The 20,513-nt window shown below is 72.5% G+C and carries 19 protein-coding genes; 12 read left to right on the forward strand and 7 right to left on the reverse strand.

From position 1 onward, the window contains the following. The first annotated feature begins 82 nt into the window (after positions 1-82). Both ABD358_RS26840 and ABD358_RS26845 read left to right on the forward strand, forming a co-directional pair. Positions 83-772, forward strand: a complete 690-nt coding sequence (locus tag ABD358_RS26840) for a DUF3558 family protein (RefSeq protein WP_344633746.1) — start codon at positions 83-85, stop codon at positions 770-772. 148 nt (positions 773-920) lie between these two features. Beyond that, positions 921-2,231, forward strand: coding sequence for a DUF2637 domain-containing protein (locus tag ABD358_RS26845; protein WP_344633747.1), 1,311 nt, complete (start codon positions 921-923; stop codon positions 2,229-2,231). 49 nt (positions 2,232-2,280) lie between these two features. On the opposite strand, the gene lysS is transcribed toward ABD358_RS26845, so the two are convergent. After that, entirely contained in the window at positions 2,281-4,017 is a 1,737-nt protein-coding gene (gene lysS, locus ABD358_RS26850) for a lysine--tRNA ligase (protein WP_344633748.1), read from the reverse strand. A 164-nt stretch (positions 4,018-4,181) separates the two neighbouring features. Between lysS and argS the strand changes: the two genes are divergently transcribed. Next, positions 4,182-5,972, forward strand: a complete 1,791-nt coding sequence (gene argS / locus ABD358_RS26855; RefSeq protein WP_344633749.1) for an arginine--tRNA ligase — start codon at positions 4,182-4,184, stop codon at positions 5,970-5,972. 115 nt (positions 5,973-6,087) lie between these two features. On the opposite strand, the gene ABD358_RS26860 is transcribed toward argS, so the two are convergent. From ABD358_RS26860 to ABD358_RS26870, 3 genes are all read right to left on the reverse strand, one after another. Then, positions 6,088-6,882, reverse strand: a complete 795-nt coding sequence (locus ABD358_RS26860; protein ID WP_344633750.1) for an SDR family NAD(P)-dependent oxidoreductase — start codon at positions 6,880-6,882, stop codon at positions 6,088-6,090. Between the two features lie 67 nt (positions 6,883-6,949). Beyond that, a complete protein-coding gene (locus ABD358_RS26865) occupies positions 6,950-7,285 on the reverse strand; it encodes a YnfA family protein (RefSeq protein WP_344633751.1) in 336 nt (111 codons plus the stop codon). A 37-nt stretch (positions 7,286-7,322) separates the two neighbouring features. Beyond that, complete coding sequence (locus ABD358_RS26870; protein WP_344633752.1) at positions 7,323-7,916, reverse strand: hypothetical protein; 594 nt, start codon at positions 7,914-7,916, stop codon at positions 7,323-7,325. A gap of 126 nt (positions 7,917-8,042) precedes the next feature. Between ABD358_RS26870 and hemL the strand changes: the two genes are divergently transcribed. From hemL to ccsB, 6 genes are all read left to right on the forward strand, one after another. Next, positions 8,043-9,377: a glutamate-1-semialdehyde 2,1-aminomutase gene (gene hemL, locus ABD358_RS26875; RefSeq protein ID WP_344633753.1), complete on the forward strand. Its 1,335-nt coding sequence runs from the start codon at positions 8,043-8,045 to the stop codon at positions 9,375-9,377. Between the two features lie 125 nt (positions 9,378-9,502). After that, positions 9,503-10,156: a histidine phosphatase family protein gene (locus ABD358_RS26880; RefSeq protein WP_344633775.1), complete on the forward strand. Its 654-nt coding sequence runs from the start codon at positions 9,503-9,505 to the stop codon at positions 10,154-10,156. A gap of 173 nt (positions 10,157-10,329) precedes the next feature. After that, on the forward strand, positions 10,330-10,938 hold the full coding sequence (locus ABD358_RS26885; protein WP_344633754.1) for a TlpA family protein disulfide reductase: 609 nt from the start codon (positions 10,330-10,332) through the stop codon (positions 10,936-10,938). Between the two features lie 5 nt (positions 10,939-10,943). Next, on the forward strand, positions 10,944-11,708 hold the full coding sequence (locus ABD358_RS26890) for a cytochrome c biogenesis CcdA family protein (RefSeq protein ID WP_344633755.1): 765 nt from the start codon (positions 10,944-10,946) through the stop codon (positions 11,706-11,708). A 1-nt stretch (position 11,709) separates the two neighbouring features. Continuing rightward, positions 11,710-13,527, forward strand: a complete 1,818-nt coding sequence (resB, locus tag ABD358_RS26895; protein ID WP_344633756.1) for a cytochrome c biogenesis protein ResB — start codon at positions 11,710-11,712, stop codon at positions 13,525-13,527. 5 nt (positions 13,528-13,532) lie between these two features. Beyond that, positions 13,533-14,636 (forward strand): c-type cytochrome biogenesis protein CcsB, encoded by a 1,104-nt coding sequence (gene ccsB, locus ABD358_RS26900; protein ID WP_344633776.1) that lies wholly within the window; start codon positions 13,533-13,535, stop codon positions 14,634-14,636. A 73-nt stretch (positions 14,637-14,709) separates the two neighbouring features. Here the strand turns inward: ccsB and ABD358_RS26905 are convergent, their stop codons facing one another. Beyond that, positions 14,710-15,144 (reverse strand): PLD nuclease N-terminal domain-containing protein, encoded by a 435-nt coding sequence (locus ABD358_RS26905; RefSeq protein WP_344633757.1) that lies wholly within the window; start codon positions 15,142-15,144, stop codon positions 14,710-14,712. 135 nt (positions 15,145-15,279) lie between these two features. Between ABD358_RS26905 and ABD358_RS26910 the strand changes: the two genes are divergently transcribed. Together ABD358_RS26910 and mqnP are read left to right on the forward strand one after the other, a co-directional pair. Beyond that, a complete protein-coding gene (locus ABD358_RS26910) occupies positions 15,280-16,731 on the forward strand; it encodes a menaquinone biosynthesis decarboxylase (RefSeq protein ID WP_344633758.1) in 1,452 nt (483 codons plus the stop codon). Continuing rightward, positions 16,728-17,648 (forward strand): menaquinone biosynthesis prenyltransferase MqnP, encoded by a 921-nt coding sequence (mqnP, locus tag ABD358_RS26915; RefSeq protein ID WP_344633759.1) that lies wholly within the window; start codon positions 16,728-16,730, stop codon positions 17,646-17,648. The genes ABD358_RS26910 and mqnP overlap by 4 nt, the downstream gene beginning before the upstream one ends. Positions 17,649-17,710: 62 nt before the next feature. On the opposite strand, the gene ABD358_RS26920 is transcribed toward mqnP, so the two are convergent. Both ABD358_RS26920 and ABD358_RS26925 read right to left on the reverse strand, forming a co-directional pair. Then, on the reverse strand, positions 17,711-18,343 hold the full coding sequence (locus ABD358_RS26920) for a rhomboid family intramembrane serine protease (protein WP_344633760.1): 633 nt from the start codon (positions 18,341-18,343) through the stop codon (positions 17,711-17,713). Positions 18,344-18,527: 184 nt separating this feature from the next. Then, entirely contained in the window at positions 18,528-19,634 is a 1,107-nt protein-coding gene (locus ABD358_RS26925) for a hypothetical protein (RefSeq protein ID WP_344633761.1), read from the reverse strand. A 92-nt stretch (positions 19,635-19,726) separates the two neighbouring features. Between ABD358_RS26925 and ABD358_RS26930 the strand changes: the two genes are divergently transcribed. After that, positions 19,727-20,446, forward strand: coding sequence for a UbiX family flavin prenyltransferase (locus ABD358_RS26930; protein WP_344633762.1), 720 nt, complete (start codon positions 19,727-19,729; stop codon positions 20,444-20,446). The last annotated feature ends 67 nt before the right edge of the window (positions 20,447-20,513 follow it).

A 20,513-nucleotide genomic window follows, 5' to 3' on the forward strand; every position in this document is an offset into this window, starting at 1 on the left:
GTGTTGTCCCCCGAGTGGCGTACCGTGCCGTCCGACAGGGCGTGCCCCGGACGCCCCCCGCACATCCGGAAGCGAAGGAACCATGCACCACAACGCCAGGCGCACCGCCGTCCGTACGCTTGTCTGTGCCGCCGTGCCCATGCTGCTGGTGGCCGGCTGCTCCGGAGGATCCGGTGAGGACGACTCCCCCAAGCCGTCGCCCAGCGCCTCCACCTCCAGCGCGCCCCCCAGCCCGGCGCCCGTGAAGTTCACCACGCTGCCCGACCCGTGCAAGACCCTCTCGAAGAAGACGGTCAGGGACGTGGTGCCCGAGGCGAAGGAGACCGGCAAGAACCTGGGCTCCAAGGACACCGACGGCTACGGCACCTGCCTGTGGAGCGGCCTGGACGGCTACCAGTACCGGGCGCTGACCGTCTCCCTCAGGCGCTTCGACTCCGATGTGACGCTCGGCAGCGGCAGCGAGCGGGCCGCCGAGTACGCCGGGCAGCAGGTCGCCGCGATCTCGCAGGAGAAGGGGAACAAGAAGGTGAAGGACACCCCGGTCGACGGCATCGGGGACCAGGCGACGTCCGTGGCCTTCGAGACGGAGAAGAAGAACGGCAAGAAGTCCGAGGACTACCGCGAGCAGCGGATCGTGGCCCTCACCGGCAACGTCGTGGTCACCGTGGACTACGAGGGGGCCGGTTTCGAGACCGCCGGGACGCCGAGCGCGAAGGACATCCGGGAGGGGGCGGAGAAGGCGGCGAAGGACGCCGTCAAGTCGATCGGGTAGGGGCCGGGCGACGGGGGTCCGCCCTCCTCCCCGCGTACCCTGTCTTCCCTCCGGCTCCCGCCCGGCTCCCCGGCTTCCACGGTTTTCCCGGCTTCCCGGCCGACGACCCCGCGAGGACACAGCAGTGCAACTGACACGGACTCACCGAATGCTCATCGGCGTGGTCGTGGCCGGGGCGGTGGTGATCGCCGCGATCGGCTTCGCCGGGTCGTACGCCGCCGTCCGCGACCTCGCCGAGAAGAAAGGTTTCGGCGGCTTCGCGCCGTTCTTCCCCATCGGCATCGACGCCGGGATCGTGGTGCTGCTCGCCCTGGACCTGCTCCTCACCTGGATCCGCATCCCCTTCCCGCTGCTGCGCCAGACCGCCTGGCTGCTGACGGCCGCCACCATCGCCTTCAACGGCGCCGCCGCCTGGCCCGACCCGCTGGGCGTGGGGATGCACGCGGTGATCCCGGTGCTGTTCGTGGTGGCCGTCGAGGCCGCGCGGCACGCGGTGGGCCGGATCGCCGACATCACCGCCGACCGGCACATGGAGGGCGTGCGGATCTCCCGCTGGCTGCTGGCCTTCCCCTCCACCTTCCGGCTGTGGCGCCGGATGAAGCTGTGGGAGCTGCGCTCCTACGACCAGGTCATCCGCATGGAGCAGGAGCGCCTGGTGTACGAGGCGAGGCTGCGGGCCCGGTACGGGCGCGGCTGGAAGCGCCGGGCGCCGGTGGAGGCGCTGATGCCGCTGCGGCTGGCCCGGTACGGGGTGCCGCTGTCGGAGACCGCCCCGGCCGGGCTGGCCGCCGCCGGCATCGAACCGCAGCTGATCCCGGCGGCGGTGACGGCGGGGCCCGCGGGCGGACCGGAACCGGCAGTGCGCGAGGACGCACCCGCGCCGCGGGCCGTGCCCGCGGCCGCCGCGCCCGCCGGGGAGCAGGCGGCAGGAGAACCGGCGGCGGGGAAGCGCGAACTCGTGCCTCCCGCCTGGGAGTCGGCCCCGGAACCCGAACCGGAACCGGACCCCGAGCCGGTCGGGCCCCCGTCCCGGCAGGACGCGCGGCCCGCGGCCGGGCAGGCGCCGGCGGGCGAGGCCGTCCCCGCGTACGCCGCCGCGCCGGCCTCCCCGCCGACCGTGCCGGTCAGTGACGGGCGCCACCGCCCGATGGGGAACCCCGGCGCCCGGCCCGGGTACGTCCCGGCGCCGCGCGAGGCCGCGCCGCCGGAGCCGGACGACACCGCCATGCCGGTCGGCATACCGGACGGAGCGGTGTACACGGAGGTGTACTACCGCGCGTACCAGCAGTTCATCGCGGACCACGGCAAGCGTCCCAACGCCCGTGAACTCGCCCGTGTCCTCCACGACGAGCACGGCGTGACCAATGCCGAGGGCGGCCTGCTGAGCGAGGGCCACCTCCGCATGTACCTGCGGGAGTTCCGGGACCGCTACAACGCGGAGATGGGCCTGGCGGGCTGACCCGCCAGACCCGTCCCCGGTCGGTCCCCGGTTGCGGTGGGCGCGTGCCCTACGCGCCCAGCAGCTTGCGGACGCGGTCCGCGCCGACCGCCAGCAGCAGGGTGGGCAGCCGCGGGCCGGTGTCGCGGCCGACCAGCAGCCGGTAGAGCAGCGCGAAGAAGGCGCGCTGGGCCGTCTTCAGCTCCGGCGTCGGCTTGGCGTCCGGCGTCAGGCCCGCCTGTACCTTGGGGACGCCGTAGACGAGGGTGGTCAGGCCGTCCAGCGACCAGTGCTCGTCCAGCCCGTCCAGCAGCAGCCGCAGGGACTCGCGCCCGGCGTCGTCGAGCGAGGCCAGCAGTTCGGTGTCCGGCTCCTCGCGGACGCGGGTGCGCTGCTCGGCCGGGACCTGGGTGTTGATCCACCGCTGTGCGCGGTCCAGGCGCGGGCGCGTCTCGTCCAGGGAGCGGACCGGGTTGTCCGGGTCCAGCTCGCTCAGGATGCGCAGGGTCTGCTCCTCGTCCCCGGTGGTGATGTCCACCACGGAGGCGAGGGTGCGGTACGGCAGCGGGTGCGGCGTCCTGGGCAGCTCGCCGGCCGCGGTGGACGTGGCGCGGCGGTACGCGGCGGCGTCCGCGGGCTGCGCGGCGCCGTCGGCGACCTTGCGCTCCAGGGCGTCCCACTCGTCGTAGAGGCGCTGGATCTCCTGGTCGAAGGCGACCTTGAAGGACTGGTTCGGCTTGCGGCGGGCGTACAGCCAGCGCAGCAGCGGGGCTTCCATGATCTCCAGCGCGTCGGCCGGGGTCGGCACCCCGCCCTTGGAGCTGGACATCTTCGCCATGCCGGTGATGCCGACGAAGGCGTACATCGGGCCGATCGGCTGCTGACCGCCGAAGATCTCCTTCACGAGCTGTCCGCCGACGACGAAGGAGGAGCCCGGCGACTGGTGGTCCACGCCGGAGGGCTCGAAGACCACGCCCTCGTAGGCCCAGCGCATCGGCCAGTCGACCTTCCAGACGAGCTTGCCGTGGTCGAACTCCGACAGCAGCGCCGTCTCCTCGTGACCGCACCGGCACACGTAGGTCATCTCGGTGGTGTCGTCGTCGTACGCGGTGATCGACGTCAGGTCGCGTTCGCAGACGGTGCAGTACGGCTTGTACGGGAAGTACCCGGCGCTGCCGGAGCTGCCGTCGTCCTCGCCGGCGGCGCCGGAGCCCTCGGCGGCCTCGATCTCGGCGTCGTCCATGGGCTTCTGCTGCTTCTTCGCCGCCTTGGCCGCGCTCTCGGGGGTGACCTTGGTGCGGTAGCGGTCCAGGACGGCGTCGATGCGCTCGCGCTCGCGCATGGCGAAGAGGATCTGCTCGCGGTAGGCGCCGGAGGTGTACATCTGCGTCTGGCTGATGCCGCGCACCTCGACGCCCAGCTCGTCCAGGGCCCCCGCCATGGCGGCCTTGAAGTGCTCGGCCCAGTTGGGGTGCTCGCTGCCCTCGGGGGCGGGCACGGAGGTGAGGGGCTTGCCGATGTGCTCGGACCAGGACTCGTCGATGCCGGGGACGCCGGCCGGGACCTTGCGGAAGCGGTCGTAGTCGTCCCAGGACAGGATGTGCTCGCAGGGGACGCCGCGCCGCCTGATCTCGTCGGCGACGAGGTGCGGCACCATCACCTCGCGGAGGTTGCCCAGGTGGATGGGGCCGGAGGGGCTCAGGCCGGAGGCGCAGACGATCTTTTTGCCGGGGGCTCGGCGTTCCGCCTCGGCGATGACCTCGTCCGCGATGCGGGAGACCCAGTCGGTCTCGGTGCTCTGAGCCACGGTTGGCGTCCCTTTCCAGAACCTCGGGTGTCGGGGATGACGTTTCCATTGTTTCAGACCCGCGGGGACGGCCCGGCGGGTGATATCCGCGGGCCCCGGGCGGCGGTCCCGTGGGATACTGGACCGATCCGGTAATCCCTTCTCAAAGGAATGGCTCACCTTTCATGGCCTCGGTTCCCTCCCTTGCCGCAACCGTCCGCCGGCGTGTCGCGGAGGCCCTCTCGGCTGCCCTGCCGGAGGCCGCTTCCGCCGATCCGCTCCTGCGACGCAGCGACCGGGCGGACTTCCAGGCCAACGGGATGCTGGCGCTGGCCAAGAAGCTGAAGGGGAACCCGCGGGAGCTGGCGGCGAAGGTCGTGGAGAGCCTGCCCGGGGAGTCCGGTGACGGGGACGCGGTGATCGCCGGGATCGAGGTCTCGGGCCCGGGCTTCCTCAACATCACCGTCGCCGACGAGGCGATCACCAGGACCCTGGCGGCGCGGGCGGCCGACGAGCGGCTGGGCGTGCCGTACGCGGAGGCCCCGGGCACGACGGTGATCGACTACTCGCAGCCCAACGTGGCCAAGGAGATGCACGTCGGGCACCTGCGCTCCACGGTGATCGGCGACGCGATCGTGAGGATCCTGGAGCACCGCGGCGAGAAGGTGATCCGGCGCCACCACATCGGGGACTGGGGCACGCAGTTCGGCATGCTCATCCAGTACCTGATCGAGCACCCGCACGAGCTGGACCACACGGCCGAGGGCGGCGACGGCGAGTCCGGCGAGGCCGCGATGTCCCGGCTGAACCGGCTCTACAAGGCGTCGCGGGCGCTGTTCGACTCCGACGAGGGATTCAAGCAGCGCGCCCGGGACCGGGTGGTGCTCCTGCAGAGCGGGGACGAGACCACCCTGGAGATGTGGCGGAAGATCGTCGGCGAGTCGATGATCTACTTCCACGCCGTCTACGACCAGCTCGACGTGGAGATCCGCGACGAGGACGTGGTCGGTGAGAGCGCGTACAACGACGACCTCCAGCAGGTCGTGAAGGACCTGGAGTCCAGCGGTGTCGCGGTGCGCTCCGAGGGCGCGCTGTGCGTGTTCTTCGACGACGTCAAGGGCCCGGACGGCAAGCCCGTCCCGCTGATCGTGCAGAAGTCCAACGGCGGCTTCGGGTACGCCGCCACCGACCTGGCCGCCATCCGCGACCGGGTCGGGAAGCTGGGCGCCGACACCCTGCTGTACGTGGTGGACGCCCGGCAGGCGCTGCACTTCAAGATGGTCTTCGAGACCGCGCGCCGGGCGGGCTGGCTGCCCGAGGGCGCCGCGCGGCAGCTCGCGTTCGGCACGGTGCTGGGCAAGGACGGCAAGCCGTTCAAGACCCGTGAGGGCGAGACGGTCCGGCTGGTGGACCTGCTGAACGAGGCGGTCGAGCGGGCCACGGCCGTGGTGCGGGAGAAGGCCGAGCAGGGCGGGGCGGAGCTGACCGGGGAGGAGATCGCCGAGCGCGGCGCCCAGGTGGGCATCGGCGCGGTGAAGTACGCGGACCTGTCCACCTCGATGTCCCGCGACTACGTCTTCGACCTGGACCGGATGGTCTCGCTCAACGGCGACACCAGCGTCTACCTCCAGTACGCCTACGCCCGGATCCAGTCGATCCTGCGCAAGGCGGGCGACGCCCGGCCCGTCGCGCACCCGGAGCTGCCCCTGGCCCCGGCGGAGCGGGCGCTGGGCCTGCACCTGGACGAGTTCGCCGAGACGCTGGAGGGCGTGGCCGAGACGTACGAGCCGCACAAGCTGGCCGCGTACCTCTACCAGCTCGCCTCGCACTACACGACGTTCTACGACCAGTGCCCGGTGCTGAAGGCCGGGGACGGGGCGACGGTGGAGAACCGGCTGTTCCTGTGCGACCTGACGGCCCGCACCCTCCACCAGGGCATGGCGCTGCTGGGGATCCGCACCCCCGAGCGGCTGTGAGGCCGCGGCGGCCGTGAGACGTTCGGGCGCCCGTCCCCGGGGAGGGGGCGGGCGCCCGAGGCGTTCCGGCGCCTTCCCGGGGAGGGTCCCGTTCCGGTGGCGGTCCGGCTGGGGTTCAGCCCTCGCGGTGCACCTTGGTGTTGGACGCCTGGGCGCGGGGGCGGACGACCAGCAGGTCGACGTTGACGTGCGGCGGGCGGGTCACGGCCCAGGCGATGGTGTCGGCCACGTCCTCGGCGGTCAGGGGCTCGGCGACGCCCTGGTACACCCCGGCCGCCCGGTCGGCGTCGCCGCGGAAGCGGGTGAGGGAGAACTCCTCGGTGCGCACCATGCCGGGCGCGATCTCGATGACGCGGACGGGCTGTCCGCACACCTCCAGTCGGAGGGTCTCGGCCAGTACGTGGGCGCCGTGCTTGGCGGCGACGTAGCCCGCTCCGCCCTCGTAGGTGCCGTGGCCCGCGGTGGAGGAGACCACGAGCACCGTGCCGTCGCCGGAGGCGGTCAGGGCCGGGAGCAGCGCCTGGGTCATGTTGAGCACGCCCAGGACGTTGACCTCGTACATCGCGCGCCAGTCGGCCGGGTCGCCGGTGGCGACGGGGTCGAGGCCCAGGGCGCCGCCCGCGTTGTTGACCAGGACGCTGCCGGGGGCGAGGGGGCCGAGCCGCTCGGCGAGGGCGTCCACGGCCGCGCGGTCGGTGACGTCCAGGGCGTACGGGAGGGCCTGGTGCCCGGCGCCGGTCAGCTCGGCGGCGAGGGCCTCGACGCGTTCGGCGCGGCGGCCGGCGAGCACGGTCCGGTAGCCCTCGGCGGCCAGCCGCCGCGCGGTCGCGGCGCCGATCCCGCTGCCGGCGCCGGTGACGACGGCGGTGGGAGCGGCGGACTGGCCGGCGGAGCGGTCGGGCGGGGTCATGGGCGGGCCCTCCTGGTGGTGGACGTGTCGGTGCCGCTCGCAGGATAGGTCCCGGGACCGGCCCGGCTCACCCTCCCCGCGGGGCGTACATGATGAGCGCGACCCCGGCCAGGCAGACCAGCGCCCCGGCCACGTCCCAGCGGTCCGGCCGGAAGCCGTCCACGGCCATGCCCCAGGCCAGCGAGCCGGCGACGAAGACCCCGCCGTAGGCCGCCAGGATGCGGCCGAAGTTCGCGTCGGGCTGGAGGGTGGCGACGAAGCCGTACGCGCCCAGGGCGAGCACTCCGGCGCCCATCCACGCCCAGCCGCGGTGCTCGCGCACCCCCTGCCAGACCAGCCAGGCGCCGCCGATCTCCAGCAGGGCGGCGAGGACGAAGAGGACGGCTGAGCGGGCGACGGTCATGCGGGAAGGGTAGGACCGGGGGGACGGGGCGGGCCGGTCAGGGCCAGACGAGGCAGTACGGTTGGTGGCCCGCCTCGTGGAGGCGGTGGGAGAAGTCCTGCCACTCGTGGAGGAGTTGATAGACGTCGAAGGCGTCGCGCGGGCCGCCCCGGTCGGGGACGGTGGACCAGATGAACGCGGCGGCGCCCACCGACTCCTCGCCGATGCCCCGCAGGGGGTCGACGACGGCCATGGGCAGCTTGACCACGGCGTAGTCGGAGTGGAGCACCACCAGTTCCAGCGGGGGCACCCTGTGGAGGGGTATCCCCTCGATGCCGGTGAGGACCATCGCGGCCATCGTCTCGGGCTTGATCCTGGTGAACATGCCGTGGCCCAGCTCGTCCCCGCCCAGTTCCTCCGGGCGCATCGAGATCGGCACGCGAGCGGCGGTGGCGCCGTCCGGCGCGCCGAAGTACTTGTACGTCACCCCCACCCGGCCACCCTTGCTGCTCCTCGCCTCTGCCGCCCTGGATTCGGCTGCTCCGAAGTCCGCCGCCCTGGAAGCGTCACGCCTGTGGCGGCCCCGTGCGCGCCTGGGCCCCCCGGGACTGGTGTCCCCCGTGCCCTCGCCCAGTCCGCCACCGCGCTGCATGTCACCACCCGACCACTCGCGGCATGTGCCGCGCAACCCGATCATCGTCTCAGAGACTCCCAGAGACCTCCCCCACTGGCGGGCTGCGAAACGCCCGGCGGCACATGCGCGTGAGGCTCTGAGACCATGGCTTGCGTGAGCTATCCGTACGAAGCACCAGTATCGCAGTCGCTGTACGACCGCGCCGCCGTCGTAACGCCCGGAGGCGTGAACTCTCCGGTACGCGCCTTCCGCGCCGTGGGCGGTACGCCCCGGTTCATGGTGTCCGGTACCGGTCCGTACCTCACCGACGCCGACGGCCGCGAGTACGTCGACCTCGTGTGCTCGTGGGGTCCGATGATCCTCGGGCACGCCCACCCCGCCGTGACGGAGGCGGTCCAGGAGGCGGTCGCGCGCGGCACGTCCTTCGGCACCCCCGGCCGGGGCGAGGTCGAACTGGCCGAGGAGATCGTGGCCCGGATCGCCCCCGTGGAGCAGGTGCGGCTGGTCTCCTCCGGCACCGAGGCCACGATGTCCGCGATCCGGCTGGCGCGCGGGTTCACCGGGCGCGCCAAGGTGGTCAAGTTCGCCGGCTGCTACCACGGACACGTGGACGCCCTGCTGGCCGCCGCCGGATCGGGTGTGGCCACCCTCGGTCTGCCCGACACGCCCGGTGTGACGGGCGCGCAGGCCGGCGACACCCTGGTGCTGCCCTACAACGACCTGGAGGCCGTCGCCGCCGCCTTCGCCGCGCACCCCGGCGAGATCGCCTGTGTGATCACCGAGGCGTCGCCGGGCAACATGGGCGTCGTGCCGCCGCGCGAGGGCTTCAACGCCGGGCTGAAGGAGCTGTGCGAGCGCAACGGCGCCCTGTACATCTCCGACGAGGTGATGACCGGCTTCCGCGTCTCGAAGGCGGGCTGGTACGGGCTCGACGGGGTGGTGCCGGACCTGATGACCTTCGGCAAGGTGATGGGCGGCGGCTTCCCGGCCGCGGCCTTCGGCGGCCGTGCCGACGTGATGGCCCACCTCGCCCCCGCCGGCCCCGTCTACCAGGCGGGCACCCTCTCGGGGAACCCGGTCGCGACCGCGGCGGGTCTCGCCCAGCTGCGGCTGCTGGACGACGCGGCGTACGAGAGGCTGGACGCGGTCTCCGCCGAGATCCGCTCCCTGGTGACCGAGGCGCTGGCGAAGGAGGGCGTGACGCACCGGCTGCAGAACGCGGGCAGCATGTTCTCGGTCTTCTTCACCGACGAGGACGTGGTGGACTACGCCGCGGCCAAGCGGCAGGAGTCCTTCCGCTTCACCGCGTTCTTCCACGAGATGCTCTCCCGCGGCGTCTACCTGCCGCCGTCGGCCTTCGAGGCGTGGTTCGTCTCGACCGCGCTCGACGACCGGGCCGTGCAGCGGATCGCCGACGCCCTGCCCCACGCCGCGCGCGCCGCCGCGCGGGCCACCGACCCCACGGAGAACCCTGCATGACCACCGACGTGACGGGCGCCGCGGACCCGGCGGGCATGACGGACCCGGCGGACGTGACGGTCACCTCGGAGACCGCGGGGGAGCGGGAGCGGCACGCCGGCGGGCAGCGGACCGTCGTCCACCTGATGCGGCACGGGGAGGTGGAGAACCCCGAGGGCATCCTCTACGGCCGCCTCCCCGGCTACCACCTCTCCGAGCTGGGCCGGCGGATGGCCGAGCGGGTGGCCGAGCACCTCGCAGACCGCGACATCACGCACGTGGTCGCCTCCCCGCTGGAGCGGGCCCAGGAGACCGCCGCACCGATCGCCAAGGTCCACGGCCTGGAGGTGGCCTCCGACGAACGGCTGATCGAGGCGGAGAACATCTTCCAGGGCAAGACCTTCGGCGTCGGCGACGGCGCGCTGCGGCGGCCCGCGAACTGGCCGCACCTGCGCAACCCCTTCCGGCCCTCCTGGGGCGAGCCGTACATCGACCAGGTGGTGCGGATGATGGCCGCGCTGGAGGCCGCGCGGGACGCCGCCCGCGGGCACGAGGCGGTGTGCGTCAGCCACCAGCTCCCCATCTGGACGGTGCGCAGCTTCGTCGAGCGCCGCCGGCTGTGGCACGACCCGCGCAGACGGCAGTGCACCCTGGCGTCGCTGACCACCTTCACCTTCGTCGGCGACCGGATCGTCTCGGTCGGCTACACCGAGCCGGCCCGCGACCTCGTGCCGCCCCACCTGCGGGCGGGCGCGAAGCCGGTGAAGGGGGCGAAGAACGTCAGGGGGTTCGGGGCCTGAGCCGGACCCGGCGCCGCCCCGGCCGGAGGCCGGGGCGGCCGGGCGCCGGGCGGTGGCGTCGGGTGGTGGCGTCGGCCACACCCGGCGGGGAGAGACGCAGGTCCGGAGCCTGGGGCTCCGCCTCGGCCGGGGGCGGGGGAAGGGCCGCACGGGGAGCATGGGAAACTTTTCACATGATTCTTCGCGCTACCGGACTCCGTCGGCGCTTCCGGCTGTCCGCGGCCGCCGCGGCGGCGTGCGCACTGCTCCTGTCGGGATGCGGCGGCGACAGCGAGGCGCAGGGCGGCGGTTCCGGAACGAACTACGTGGCAGGCACGGGAGCGGTCACCAAGGTGAAGCCCGGCGACCGCCGGCCCGCTCCGGAGCTCTCCGGCGAGACGGTGGACGGGAAGCGGCTGAGCACCGCCGACTACCGGGGCAAGATCCTGGTCGTCAACGTGTGGGGCTCGTGGTGCCCGCCCTGCCGCGCCGAGATGCCGCACCTGGTGAAGGTGGCGGAGGACACCGCGGACGAAGGGGTGCAGTTCGTCGGGATCAACACCCGGGACACGGACCGGGTCCCGGCCCAGCGGTTCGAGAAGGAGTTCGAGGTCCCCTACCCGAGCCTGTACGACCCCTCGGGGAAGCTCCTCCTGCGCTTCCCCAAGGGCAGCCTCAACCCGCAGACGATCCCCTCGACCATCGTCATCGACCGTGACGGGAAGATCGCCGTGCGCGCCCTCAAGGAACTCGGCGAGGAGGAGCTGCGCTCCATCCTCGATCCCCTGATCAAGGAGAAGTGAGGCGGATGCACCACCTCGCCTCCGCCACGGGCGTCAACGAGACCGTGCTCTCCGGCGGGCTGCTCATCGCGGTCCCCGTCGCGCTGGTGGGCGGGCTCGTGTCGTTCTTCTCCCCCTGCGTGCTGCCCCTGGTCCCCGGCTACCTGTCGTACGTCACCGGGATCGGCGGCGCCGACCTGGCGGACGCCCGGCGGTGGCGGATGGTGCTCGGCTCCTCCCTGTTCGTCATGGGCTTCACCGCGGTGTTCGTGTCGGGCGGAGCCCTCTTCGGGTACTTCGGGCAGACGCTCCTGGGCCACCAGGAGGTGATCACCCGGATCCTGGGCGTGCTGCTGATCGTGATGGGCCTGCTCTTCATGGGCCTGCTCGGAGGCGTGGGGCAGCGCGATCTCCGCTTCCACCGCAGACCGGCCGTGGGCCTGGCCGGCGCGCCCCTGCTGGGCGTGCTCTTCGGCGTCGGCTGGACCCCCTGCCTGGGGCCCACCCTGACCGCCGTCAACGCGCTGGCCCTCAACGAGGCGAGCGCCGGGCGGGGAGCGCTGCTGACCACCGCCTACTGCCTCGGGCTCGGCCTTCCGCTGGTGGTGACCGCCGTGGCCTTCCGGCGGGCGCTCGGCGCGTTCGGCTGGGTCAAGCGGCACTACGTGTGGGTGATGAGGACCGGCGGGGGGATGCTGGTCGTCCTGGGCGTCCTCATGCTCACCGGAGTCTGGGACCTGATGCTCGCCGACCTCCGCGCCTGGACCGCCGGCTTCACCGTAGGGATCTGACATGGCCACAGCCGACGTCGAGAACACCGCTGAGAACGCGGCCGAGAACACCGCCGAAAACACGGCCGAGAACACCGCCGAGAACACCGAGCACCGGGAGGCGGGCGCCCGGCTCTCCACCGCGCCCCGCGAGGAGACCGCGCTCGAGGTGCCCTCCCTGGGGCCGGTCGGCTGGGCCCGGTGGGCCTGGCGCCAGCTCACCTCGATGAGAGTGGCGCTGATCCTGCTGTTCCTGCTCTCGCTCGCCGCGGTGCCGGGGTCGATGATCCCGCAGAACTCCGCGGACCCCTCCGTCGTCGAGGACTTCAAGCGGCGGCACGAGACGCTGGGACCGCTCTACGACAAGCTCCAGCTCTTCGACGTCTACAGCTCGGTGTGGTTCTCCGCGATCTACATCCTGCTGTTCGTCTCCCTCATCGGCTGCATCCTGCCGCGGACCTGGCAGTTCGTCGGCCAGCTCCGCGGCCGCCCGCCGCGCGCCCCGCGCCGCCTGACCCGGATGCCCGCCCACACCGCCTGGCGCACCGACACCGGGCCCGAGGAGGTCCTGACGGCGGCGCGGTCGCTGCTGCGCGGCCGGCGCTTCCGGACGGCCGGGCCCGACGCGTCCCCCGCCGGGGGATCGGTCTCCGCGGAGAAGGGCTACCTGCGCGAGGTCGGCAACCTGGTCTTCCACGTCTCGCTGATCGTGATGCTGCTGGCCTTCGCGGCGGGCACGCAGTGGAGGTCCGAGGGCGGCAAGCTGATCGTGGAGGGGGACGGCTTCGCCAACACCCTCACCCAGTACGACGACTTCACCTCCGGCGCCCTGTACGACGTCGGCGCCATGGACTCCTTCGGCTTCACGCTGAAGGACTTCGAGGCGTCCTTCGAGCGCAGCGGCCCGCAGCGCGGCACACCGCGCGACTTCCGGGCCGACGTGACGTACTGGGAGGGCGCCGACGGGAAGGAGCGGAAGGCCAGGATCGAGGTGAACCACCCGCTGGAGGTCGGGGACACCCAGGTCTACCTCATCGGCCACGGCTACGCGCCGGTCGTCAGCGTCACCGACGGGCAGGGGGAGCTGGCCTACCGGGGCCCGGTGCCCTTCCTCCCGCAGGACGGCAACATCACCTCCACGGGCGTGATCAAGGTCACCGACTACCGGGACAAGGACGGCGAGCGGGACCAGCTCGGCTTCCAGGGCATCTTCACGCCCACCTACGGGATCGACGCCGAGCGCGGACCTCACTCGACGTTCCCCGAGCTGGACTACCCGGTGCTGTCCCTCAACGCCTTCCACGGCGACCTGGGGGTCGACTCCGGTCTCCCGCAGAACGTCTACCAGCTCGACACCGACAACATGGAGCAGTTCGAGGACGAGGACGGCGACCTGTTCCGCGCCGACCTGCGCCCGGGCGAGTCCGTGGAGCTGCCGGACGGCGCGGGCACGCTGAAGTTCGAGAGCGTCAAGGAGTGGGCCAGCTTCCAGGTCTCCCAGGAACCGGGCGAGGGCTGGGCGCTGGCCGGGGCGGTCGCCGCCGTGCTCGGACTGGCCGGGTCGCTGTTCGTCCAGCGCCGCCGGGTGTGGATCCGCGCCGAGCGCGGCGAGGACGGGACCACCGTCGTGGAGATGGCCGCGCTCGGCCGCAGCGAGTCCGTGAGGATCCCCGAGGAACTGGGCGACCTGGCCCTCGCGCTGCAGTCCGGCGCGCCGCCCTCGGCCGCACCGCCCGCGGCCGGGGACACCGAGAGAGAACCGAACGCCGCGGGGAAGACCGCGGCGGCGCCCGGTGCCGCCGAAGGCGCCGGACCCTCGTCACGAGGAGAGACCGAGTGAACCCAGTGGACATCGCCGTCGCAGCCAACGAGGGCCTGGCCGAGTTCAGCAACGTGCTGATCAAGTCGGCGATGGCCGTCTATGCCCTGGCCTTCGTCGCGCACATCGTGGAGTGGGTGTTCGGCAGCCGCAGCAAGGTGGCCCGCACGGCCGCCGCGCTGACCGCCAAGGACACCGGGAAGGCCGGGAGCACGGCCGCAGCCGGGGGGGTCTCCGTCACCGTGCGGACCTCCGGCGGCACGAAGGTGCTGGAGAAGCCGGAGGTCGTCACCCGGTCCGCGACCGGACGCCGGGCCGACGTCCCGGACGGACCCGGCGCGGCGGGCGGGGACGAGAAGGGCGACCTGTACGGCCGGATCGCCGTCTCGCTCACCGTCCTGGCCTTCCTGCTGCACTTCGGCGCGGTGCTCACCCGCGCCCTGTCGGTGCAGCGCGCCCCCTGGGGCAACATGTACGAGTTCTCGACGGCCTTCTCGATGGTCGCCGTCGGCGCCTACCTGGGCTTCCTGATCGCGAAGAAGGACATCCGCTGGATCGGGCTGCCGCTGGTCACCACGGTGCTGCTCGACCTGGGCCTGGCCATCGTGGTGTTCTACACCGAGAGCGACCAGCTCGTCCCGGCGCTGGACTCGTACTGGATGTGGATCCACGTCTCGCTGGCCATCGTCTGCGGCGCGCTGTTCTACATCGGCGCGGTCTCCACGCTGCTGTACCTGTTCCGGGACCGCTACGAGGCCAAGCTGGAGGCGGGCGGGAAGCCGGGCGCCCTCGCCACCTCCGTGCTGGAGCGGCTGCCCAGCGCCGCGTCCCTGGACGGCTTCGCCTACCGCATCAACGCTGCGGTCTTCCCGTTCTGGACCTTCACCATCATCGCGGGCGCGATCTGGGCCGAGAACGCGTGGGGACGCTACTGGGGCTGGGACCCCAAGGAGGTCTGGTCGTTCATCACCTGGGTCGGCTACGCCGCCTACCTCCACGCCCGCGCCACGGCGGGGTGGAAGGGACGCAAGGCGGCCTACCTGGCGGTGATCGCCTTCCTGTGCTTCCTCTTCAACTACTACGGCGTCAACATCTTCTTCGACGGCCTCCACTCCTACGGCGGGGTGTGAGGAACGGCACAGAAGGGACGCGCGGAACGAGCGGCGGCCGGGCGGGGAGGACCCGCCCGGCCGCCGCTCGCTCTCAGGCCGCGGGCGGGACGTTGTCCTCCGGCCCGCTCTCCTGGTTGCGGCTCTCGTCGCGGACCGGCCCGTCGGCCTTCTCCGGGCGCTCGGCCGCGGCGGAGCCGTCGGCCGGCTCGCCCTCACCGGCCTGCCCGGACTCGGGCTCGGGACGGCGCGTCCGCTCGCCGATCGACTTCAGGAACTCGGGGTTGTCGTCCGGTGCGACCCAGCGGCGCTCGGCGGGCCGGACCGCCCCGTAGGGGGCGTTCCGGCGCGGCCGGCCGGCCACGAACCAGGCGATGGAACCCATCAACGCCATCCCGAAGAACAGGACGATGAAGATCCACGCCGCCTTCGGCAGCTTGCGGACCTCGTTCTCGGGGGTGTTGAGGCAGTCGATGAAGGCGTAGATCCACACCGCCAGGACGAGAACGGTCGGAAGAAGCCTGAGCATGGGCAACGCCCCCTGTGAAGCGGTAGTACGGCACGTGGTGGGCTCTTGTGGCCCCGTCGGGCCGCGGGATACGGGCCGGAACCGGGAGAAGGCCCCGTGACACGCCCAGGGTAATGGGTGTCGGATACTTGCCCCATGGCTTACGACGACCTCCGCTCGCTGCTGCGGGCCTTGGAGCGTGACGGTGACCTCATTCGCGTCAAGGCCGAGGTGGATCCCCATCTGGAGATCGGGGAGATCGTCGACCGGGTCCAGAAGTCCGGCGGGCCGGCGCTGCTCTTCGAGAACGTCAAGGGCACCCCGGTGCCGCTGGCGATGAACGTCTACGGAACCGACCGCCGCCTCCTCAAGGCGCTCGGCCTGACCTCGTACGACGAGATCGGCGAGAAGATCGGCGGGCTCCTCAAACCGGAGCTGCCGCACGGCTTCATCGGGGTGCGGGAGGCGTTCGGCAAGCTCGGCTCCATGGCCCACGTGCCGCCGAAGAAGGTCAAGGAGGCGCCCGTCCAGGACGTGGTGCTCACCGGCGACGACGTGGACCTGGAGAAGCTCCCCGCGCTGTTCACCTGGCCCGGGGACGGCGGGTCCTTCTTCAACCTGGGCCTGACCCACACCAGGCATCCCGAGACCGGCGTCCGCAACCTGGGCCTGTACCGGCTCCAGCGCCACGACAAGCGCACCATCGGGATGCACTGGCAGATCCACAAGGACAGCCGCAACCACTACCAGGTCGCCGCGCGGCGCGGGGAGAGGCTGCCGGTCGCCATCGCCTTCGGCTGCCCGCCGGCTGTGACGTACGCCTCCACCGCGCCGCTGCCCGCCGACATCGACGAGTACCTCTTCGCGGGCTTCCTCCAGGGGAAGCGGGTGGAGATGGTGGACTGCAAGACGGTGCCGCTCCAGGTCCCGGCCCGCGCCGAGGTGGTGCTGGAGGGCTGGCTGGAGCCGGGCAGGATGCTGCCGGAGGGGCCGTTCGGCGACCACACCGGCTTCTACACCCCCCAGGAGGACTTCCCGGCGCTGACCATCGACTGCGTGACGATGCGCAGACGGCCGGTCTTCCAGTCGATCGTCGTCGGCCGCCCGCCGACGGAGGACGGCCCGCTGGGGCGGGCCACGGAGCGCTTCTTCCTGCCGCTGCTGAAGATCATCGTCCCGGACATCGTGGACTACCACCTGCCGGAGGCGGGCGGCTTCCACAACTGCGCGATCGTCTCGATCGACAAGAAGTACCCCAAGCACGCGCAGAAGGTGATGTCCGCCATCTGGGGCGCGCACATGATGTCGCTCACCAAGCTGATCATCGTGGTGGACGCGGACTGCGACGTCCACGACCTCCACGAGGTGGCCTGGCGGGCCCTGGGCAACACCGACTACTCCCGCGACCTGCTCCTCACCGAAGGCCCGGTCGACCACCTGGACCACGCCTCCTACCAGCAGTTCTGGGGAGGGAAGGCCGGCATCGACGCCACCGCCAAGTGGCCCGAGGAGGGCTACACGCGCGACGGCGGCTGGCCGGAGATGGTCCTCTCCGACCCGGAGACCGCGGAGAAGGTCACCCGGCGCTGGCGGGAGTACGGGCTGTGAGTTCGGTCACCGAAGGCGTCACCGGGCCCCAGCCGGTCCCCTCCGCGGGCAGGGTGAGGGCGTTCCTGCGGCTGGTGATGATCGAGCACTCGGTCTTCGCGCTGCCCTTCGCCTACATCGCCTCGCTCACCGCGATGTTCCTCGACGACGGCAGCGTCCACTGGTGGGAGCTGCTCCTGGTCACCGTCGCGATGGTGGGGCTGCGCACCTTCGCCATGGCCGCGAACCGGATCATCGACCGGGAGATCGACGCCCGCAACCCGCGCACCGCCGGCCGGGAGATCGTCACCGGGGCGGTGTCGGTGCGCACCGCGTGGACGGGCGCGCTGATCGCCCTGGCCGTCTTCCTCGGGGCCGCCGCGCTGCTCAACCCGCTGTGCCTGGCGCTCGCGCCGGTCGCCGTGGTGCCGATGGTGGTCTACCCGTACGGGAAGCGGTTCACCGACTTCCCGCACGCCATCCTCGGACTGGCCCAGGCGATGGGGCCCGTCGGCGCGTGGATCGCCGTCACCGGCGCCTGGTCGTGGGAGGCGGTGGTCCTGGGGCTGGCGGTCGGGATCTGGATCGGCGGCTTCGACCTGATCTACGCCTGCCAGGACGTGGCGGCCGACCGGTCCCACGGGGTGCGGTCCGTCCCGGCGCGCTTCGGCGTCACCGGGGCGCTGTACGGCGCCCGCGTCAGCCATGTCGTCACCGTGGCGCTGCTGGCCTGGTACGGGGTGCTGACGGAGGCCGGGGCGGTGTACTGGGCGGGCCTGGCGATCGTGGTGGCGGCGTTCTGCTACGAGCACTCCATCGTGCGGCCCGGGGACCTGTCCCGGCTGAACCGGGCGTTCTTCACCGTCAACGGCTTCATCGGCATCGCCCTGTTCGCCTGCGCCCTGGCCGATCTGGCGCTGCGCGGCCTGACGGTCTGACGGCTTGACGGCCGGACCCGCCCCGGGAGTCCGGCGCCCGCCCCGCCCCGGCCCCGGGCGGGTCAGGGGGCGAGCCGGGCCCGCCGGGACCGGCCGACCGGGGTGCGGCGGAACCAGAACGCCGACAGCACCCCGCCGACCAGCCCGAAGAGGTGGCCCTGCCAGGAGATGCCCGAGGACGTGGGCAGCACGCCCCACAGGATCGAGCCGTAGACCAGGACGACCGTGACGCCCACCGTGATGTCCAGGGCGTCGCGGTCGACGAAGCCGCGGACCAGCAGGTAGCCGAAGAGCCCGAAGACCAGGCCCGAGGCGCCCGCGGTGATGGAGTGCTCCGGCGCGGTCAGCCAGACGCCGACCCCGCTGACGACGATGATCGTCAGGCTGACGGCGAGGAAGCGGCCTATGCCGCGGACGGCCGCGAGGAAGCCGAGCACCAGCAGTGGCACGCTGTTGGCCGCCACGTGGTCCCAGCCGAAGTGGAGGAACGACGCCGGTACGACGTCGGCCAGTTCGTCCGTGTCGCGGGGCGAGACGCCGTAGGCGTCGAGGGAGTGGCCGGTGGCGACGTCGACCGCCTCCAGCAGCCACAGCAGGGCCACCCAGGCCAGCATCAGCACACCCGCCGACACCGCCTTGCCCGCACGCGACGGGCGAGCCGCGCCGGTCGTCGATCCGTACGGTCCGTACACCATCAGGGCCTCTCCCGTTCGCTGTCCGACGTGCCGGCCGGCGCCGCCGTCTTCGGCGCGGTCGTCTCCATGGTCGCCGTGGCCGGAGACATACCCGCGACCGGCGCGGTGGATGTGCCCGCTTCCGCCGTCATGTACGGCAACGTCACGGACCGTGGCGGAAGTTCCAACTCCGCTTCCTTCGCCGTCAGGAACCGGAGGCGCCCAGCCTCTCGTAGAGCGCCGCGGCCATCACGTCCTGCGGGTCCAGCCACCTCACGCCCTCCGGCACCCTCAGCGGGACCGCCTGCCCGGGGGCGAAGGACAGCGTCAGCGGCAGCACCCCGGGGCCCCGGTCGTCCTGCCCGTCCCCCTTCCCGCCCTCCGCGCCGAGGAACCGCCCCAGGTCCACCGTCATCTTCGACAGGGTTCCGCCGCGCAGCGCCAGGTCCACGGTGACCTCGCGGTCCGGCGCCCGCTCCAGCCAGGCGAACCCGATGCCGTCGAAGCGCTCCTCCAGCGGGCCCAGGGCGTCCGCCAGATCGCCGGCGACCTCGCGGGCCGGGAGGGACACCGCGACGTGCTCGGCGCCGTCGCGGCTCCCGGCGTCCCGGAAGGAGGCGTGCCCGTCCAGGGCCCGGCGCACCGAGTCGATCACGTGGTGCTGGGCCGCGGGGCTCTGCAGGAGGTCCGCGCTGTTGGCCAGCCGCTGGGCGCGCCTGCCGTACTTGCCGCCCAGCGCCCGCGCGAAGTGGTCGAACTCCTCGGGGTCGATCTGCACCCACCTGCCCTGGAACAGGTCCCGGGCGGGGGCCAGGGAGGGCGGCAGACCGTCCGCGGAGCGGGCCAGACCGGCGGCCTGCGACACCGTGGCGTGGCCGCCGCCGAACTCGGCGTCCAGCCTCCTCCAGTCGGCGCGGACGTAGACGTCCGTGCCGAGCGACCGGTAGCCGGCCAGGTCCAGGCCTCCGAAGTTCACCATCAGGCCGGAGTCGAGCCGGTCCCCGTCGCCGGTGTCCTTCAGCGGCTCGTCCGAGCCGACGGTGAACGAGACCTCCATCCGGGACAGCGACGCCGCGTCCGCGCGGGTGGGGGCCGTCCCGCCGTCTTGGGCCCGGCGGAGGAAGGCGTACACCTCGTCGGCCGAGGCGTCGACGCGCGCGGTGACCGACACCGCCTCCCACTCGCCGAGCCTCTCGACGGCGCCGCGGACCCTGCTCTCCGCGTCGGCCGGTTCGGAGGCGTCGCAGGCGGCGGAGGCGGCGAGCAGGAGGGCGCAGCAGGCGGCTGCCAGGCTCTTGCGGATGATGGGCATGTGACGATCCAAGTGCTCAGGGGCGGACGCGGCCGGGTCCGGGACGACCCGGCCGGCGAGGGGACGCGGTTGACGACGTTAGGCTCGGTGCCGTGAGGGACAGTGTGCGACGGCCGTGGATCGTCGGTGTGTCCGGGGCGTCCGGGACGCCGTACGCCGCGTCGGTGCTGCGCGCGCTGCTGGCGGCGGGCGAGGACGTGGACCTGGTGGTCAGCAGGGCCGCCCGGCTGACCCTGCTGGACGAGACCGGCCACCCCTTCCGCGACGCCCACTGGCGCGACGACCTGCGGCGCTGGCTGGCCCGGGGCGCGGACGGCACACCGGACGCGTACGACGTGGAGATCCCCGGGGACGACACCGACGACACCGACGGCTCCGGCGGCTCAGGGACGGGCGGCACCGTGCGCTACTGGCCGGCCGGGGACCTGGCCGCGGGACCGTCGTCGGGCTCGTACCCGGCCAGGGGCATGATCGTGATGCCGGCCTCCACGGCGTGCGTCGCCGGGATCGCGCTGGGCCTGTCCAAGGACCTGCTCCAGCGGACGGCGGGCGTGACGCTCAAGGAGCGGCGCCCGCTGGTCGTCGCCGTGCGCGAGACGCCGCTGAACGGCCCCACGCTCCGGCACCTCGTCGCCCTCGACGAGGCCGGGGCCGTGGTGCTGCCGGCCTCGCCGGCGTTCTACGCGGGGGCGGCCCACATCCAGGACCTGGTCGACTTCGTCGCCGGCCGTGCGCTGGACGCGGTGGGGGTCCCCCACCGGCTCTACCGCCGATGGGAAGGCGAGCTGGGGGCCGCACAGGGCCAGTCTTAGGGCGATGGGTCCGTATGCCTTAGATTCGGTCACAGACAACCGACAGCGCGTGACGACGGAAGGCACC

Origin of the sequence: Streptomyces glaucosporus (genome assembly GCF_039533345.1) — a bacterium.
Classification (GTDB): domain Bacteria; phylum Actinomycetota; class Actinomycetes; order Streptomycetales; family Streptomycetaceae; genus Streptomyces; species Streptomyces glaucosporus.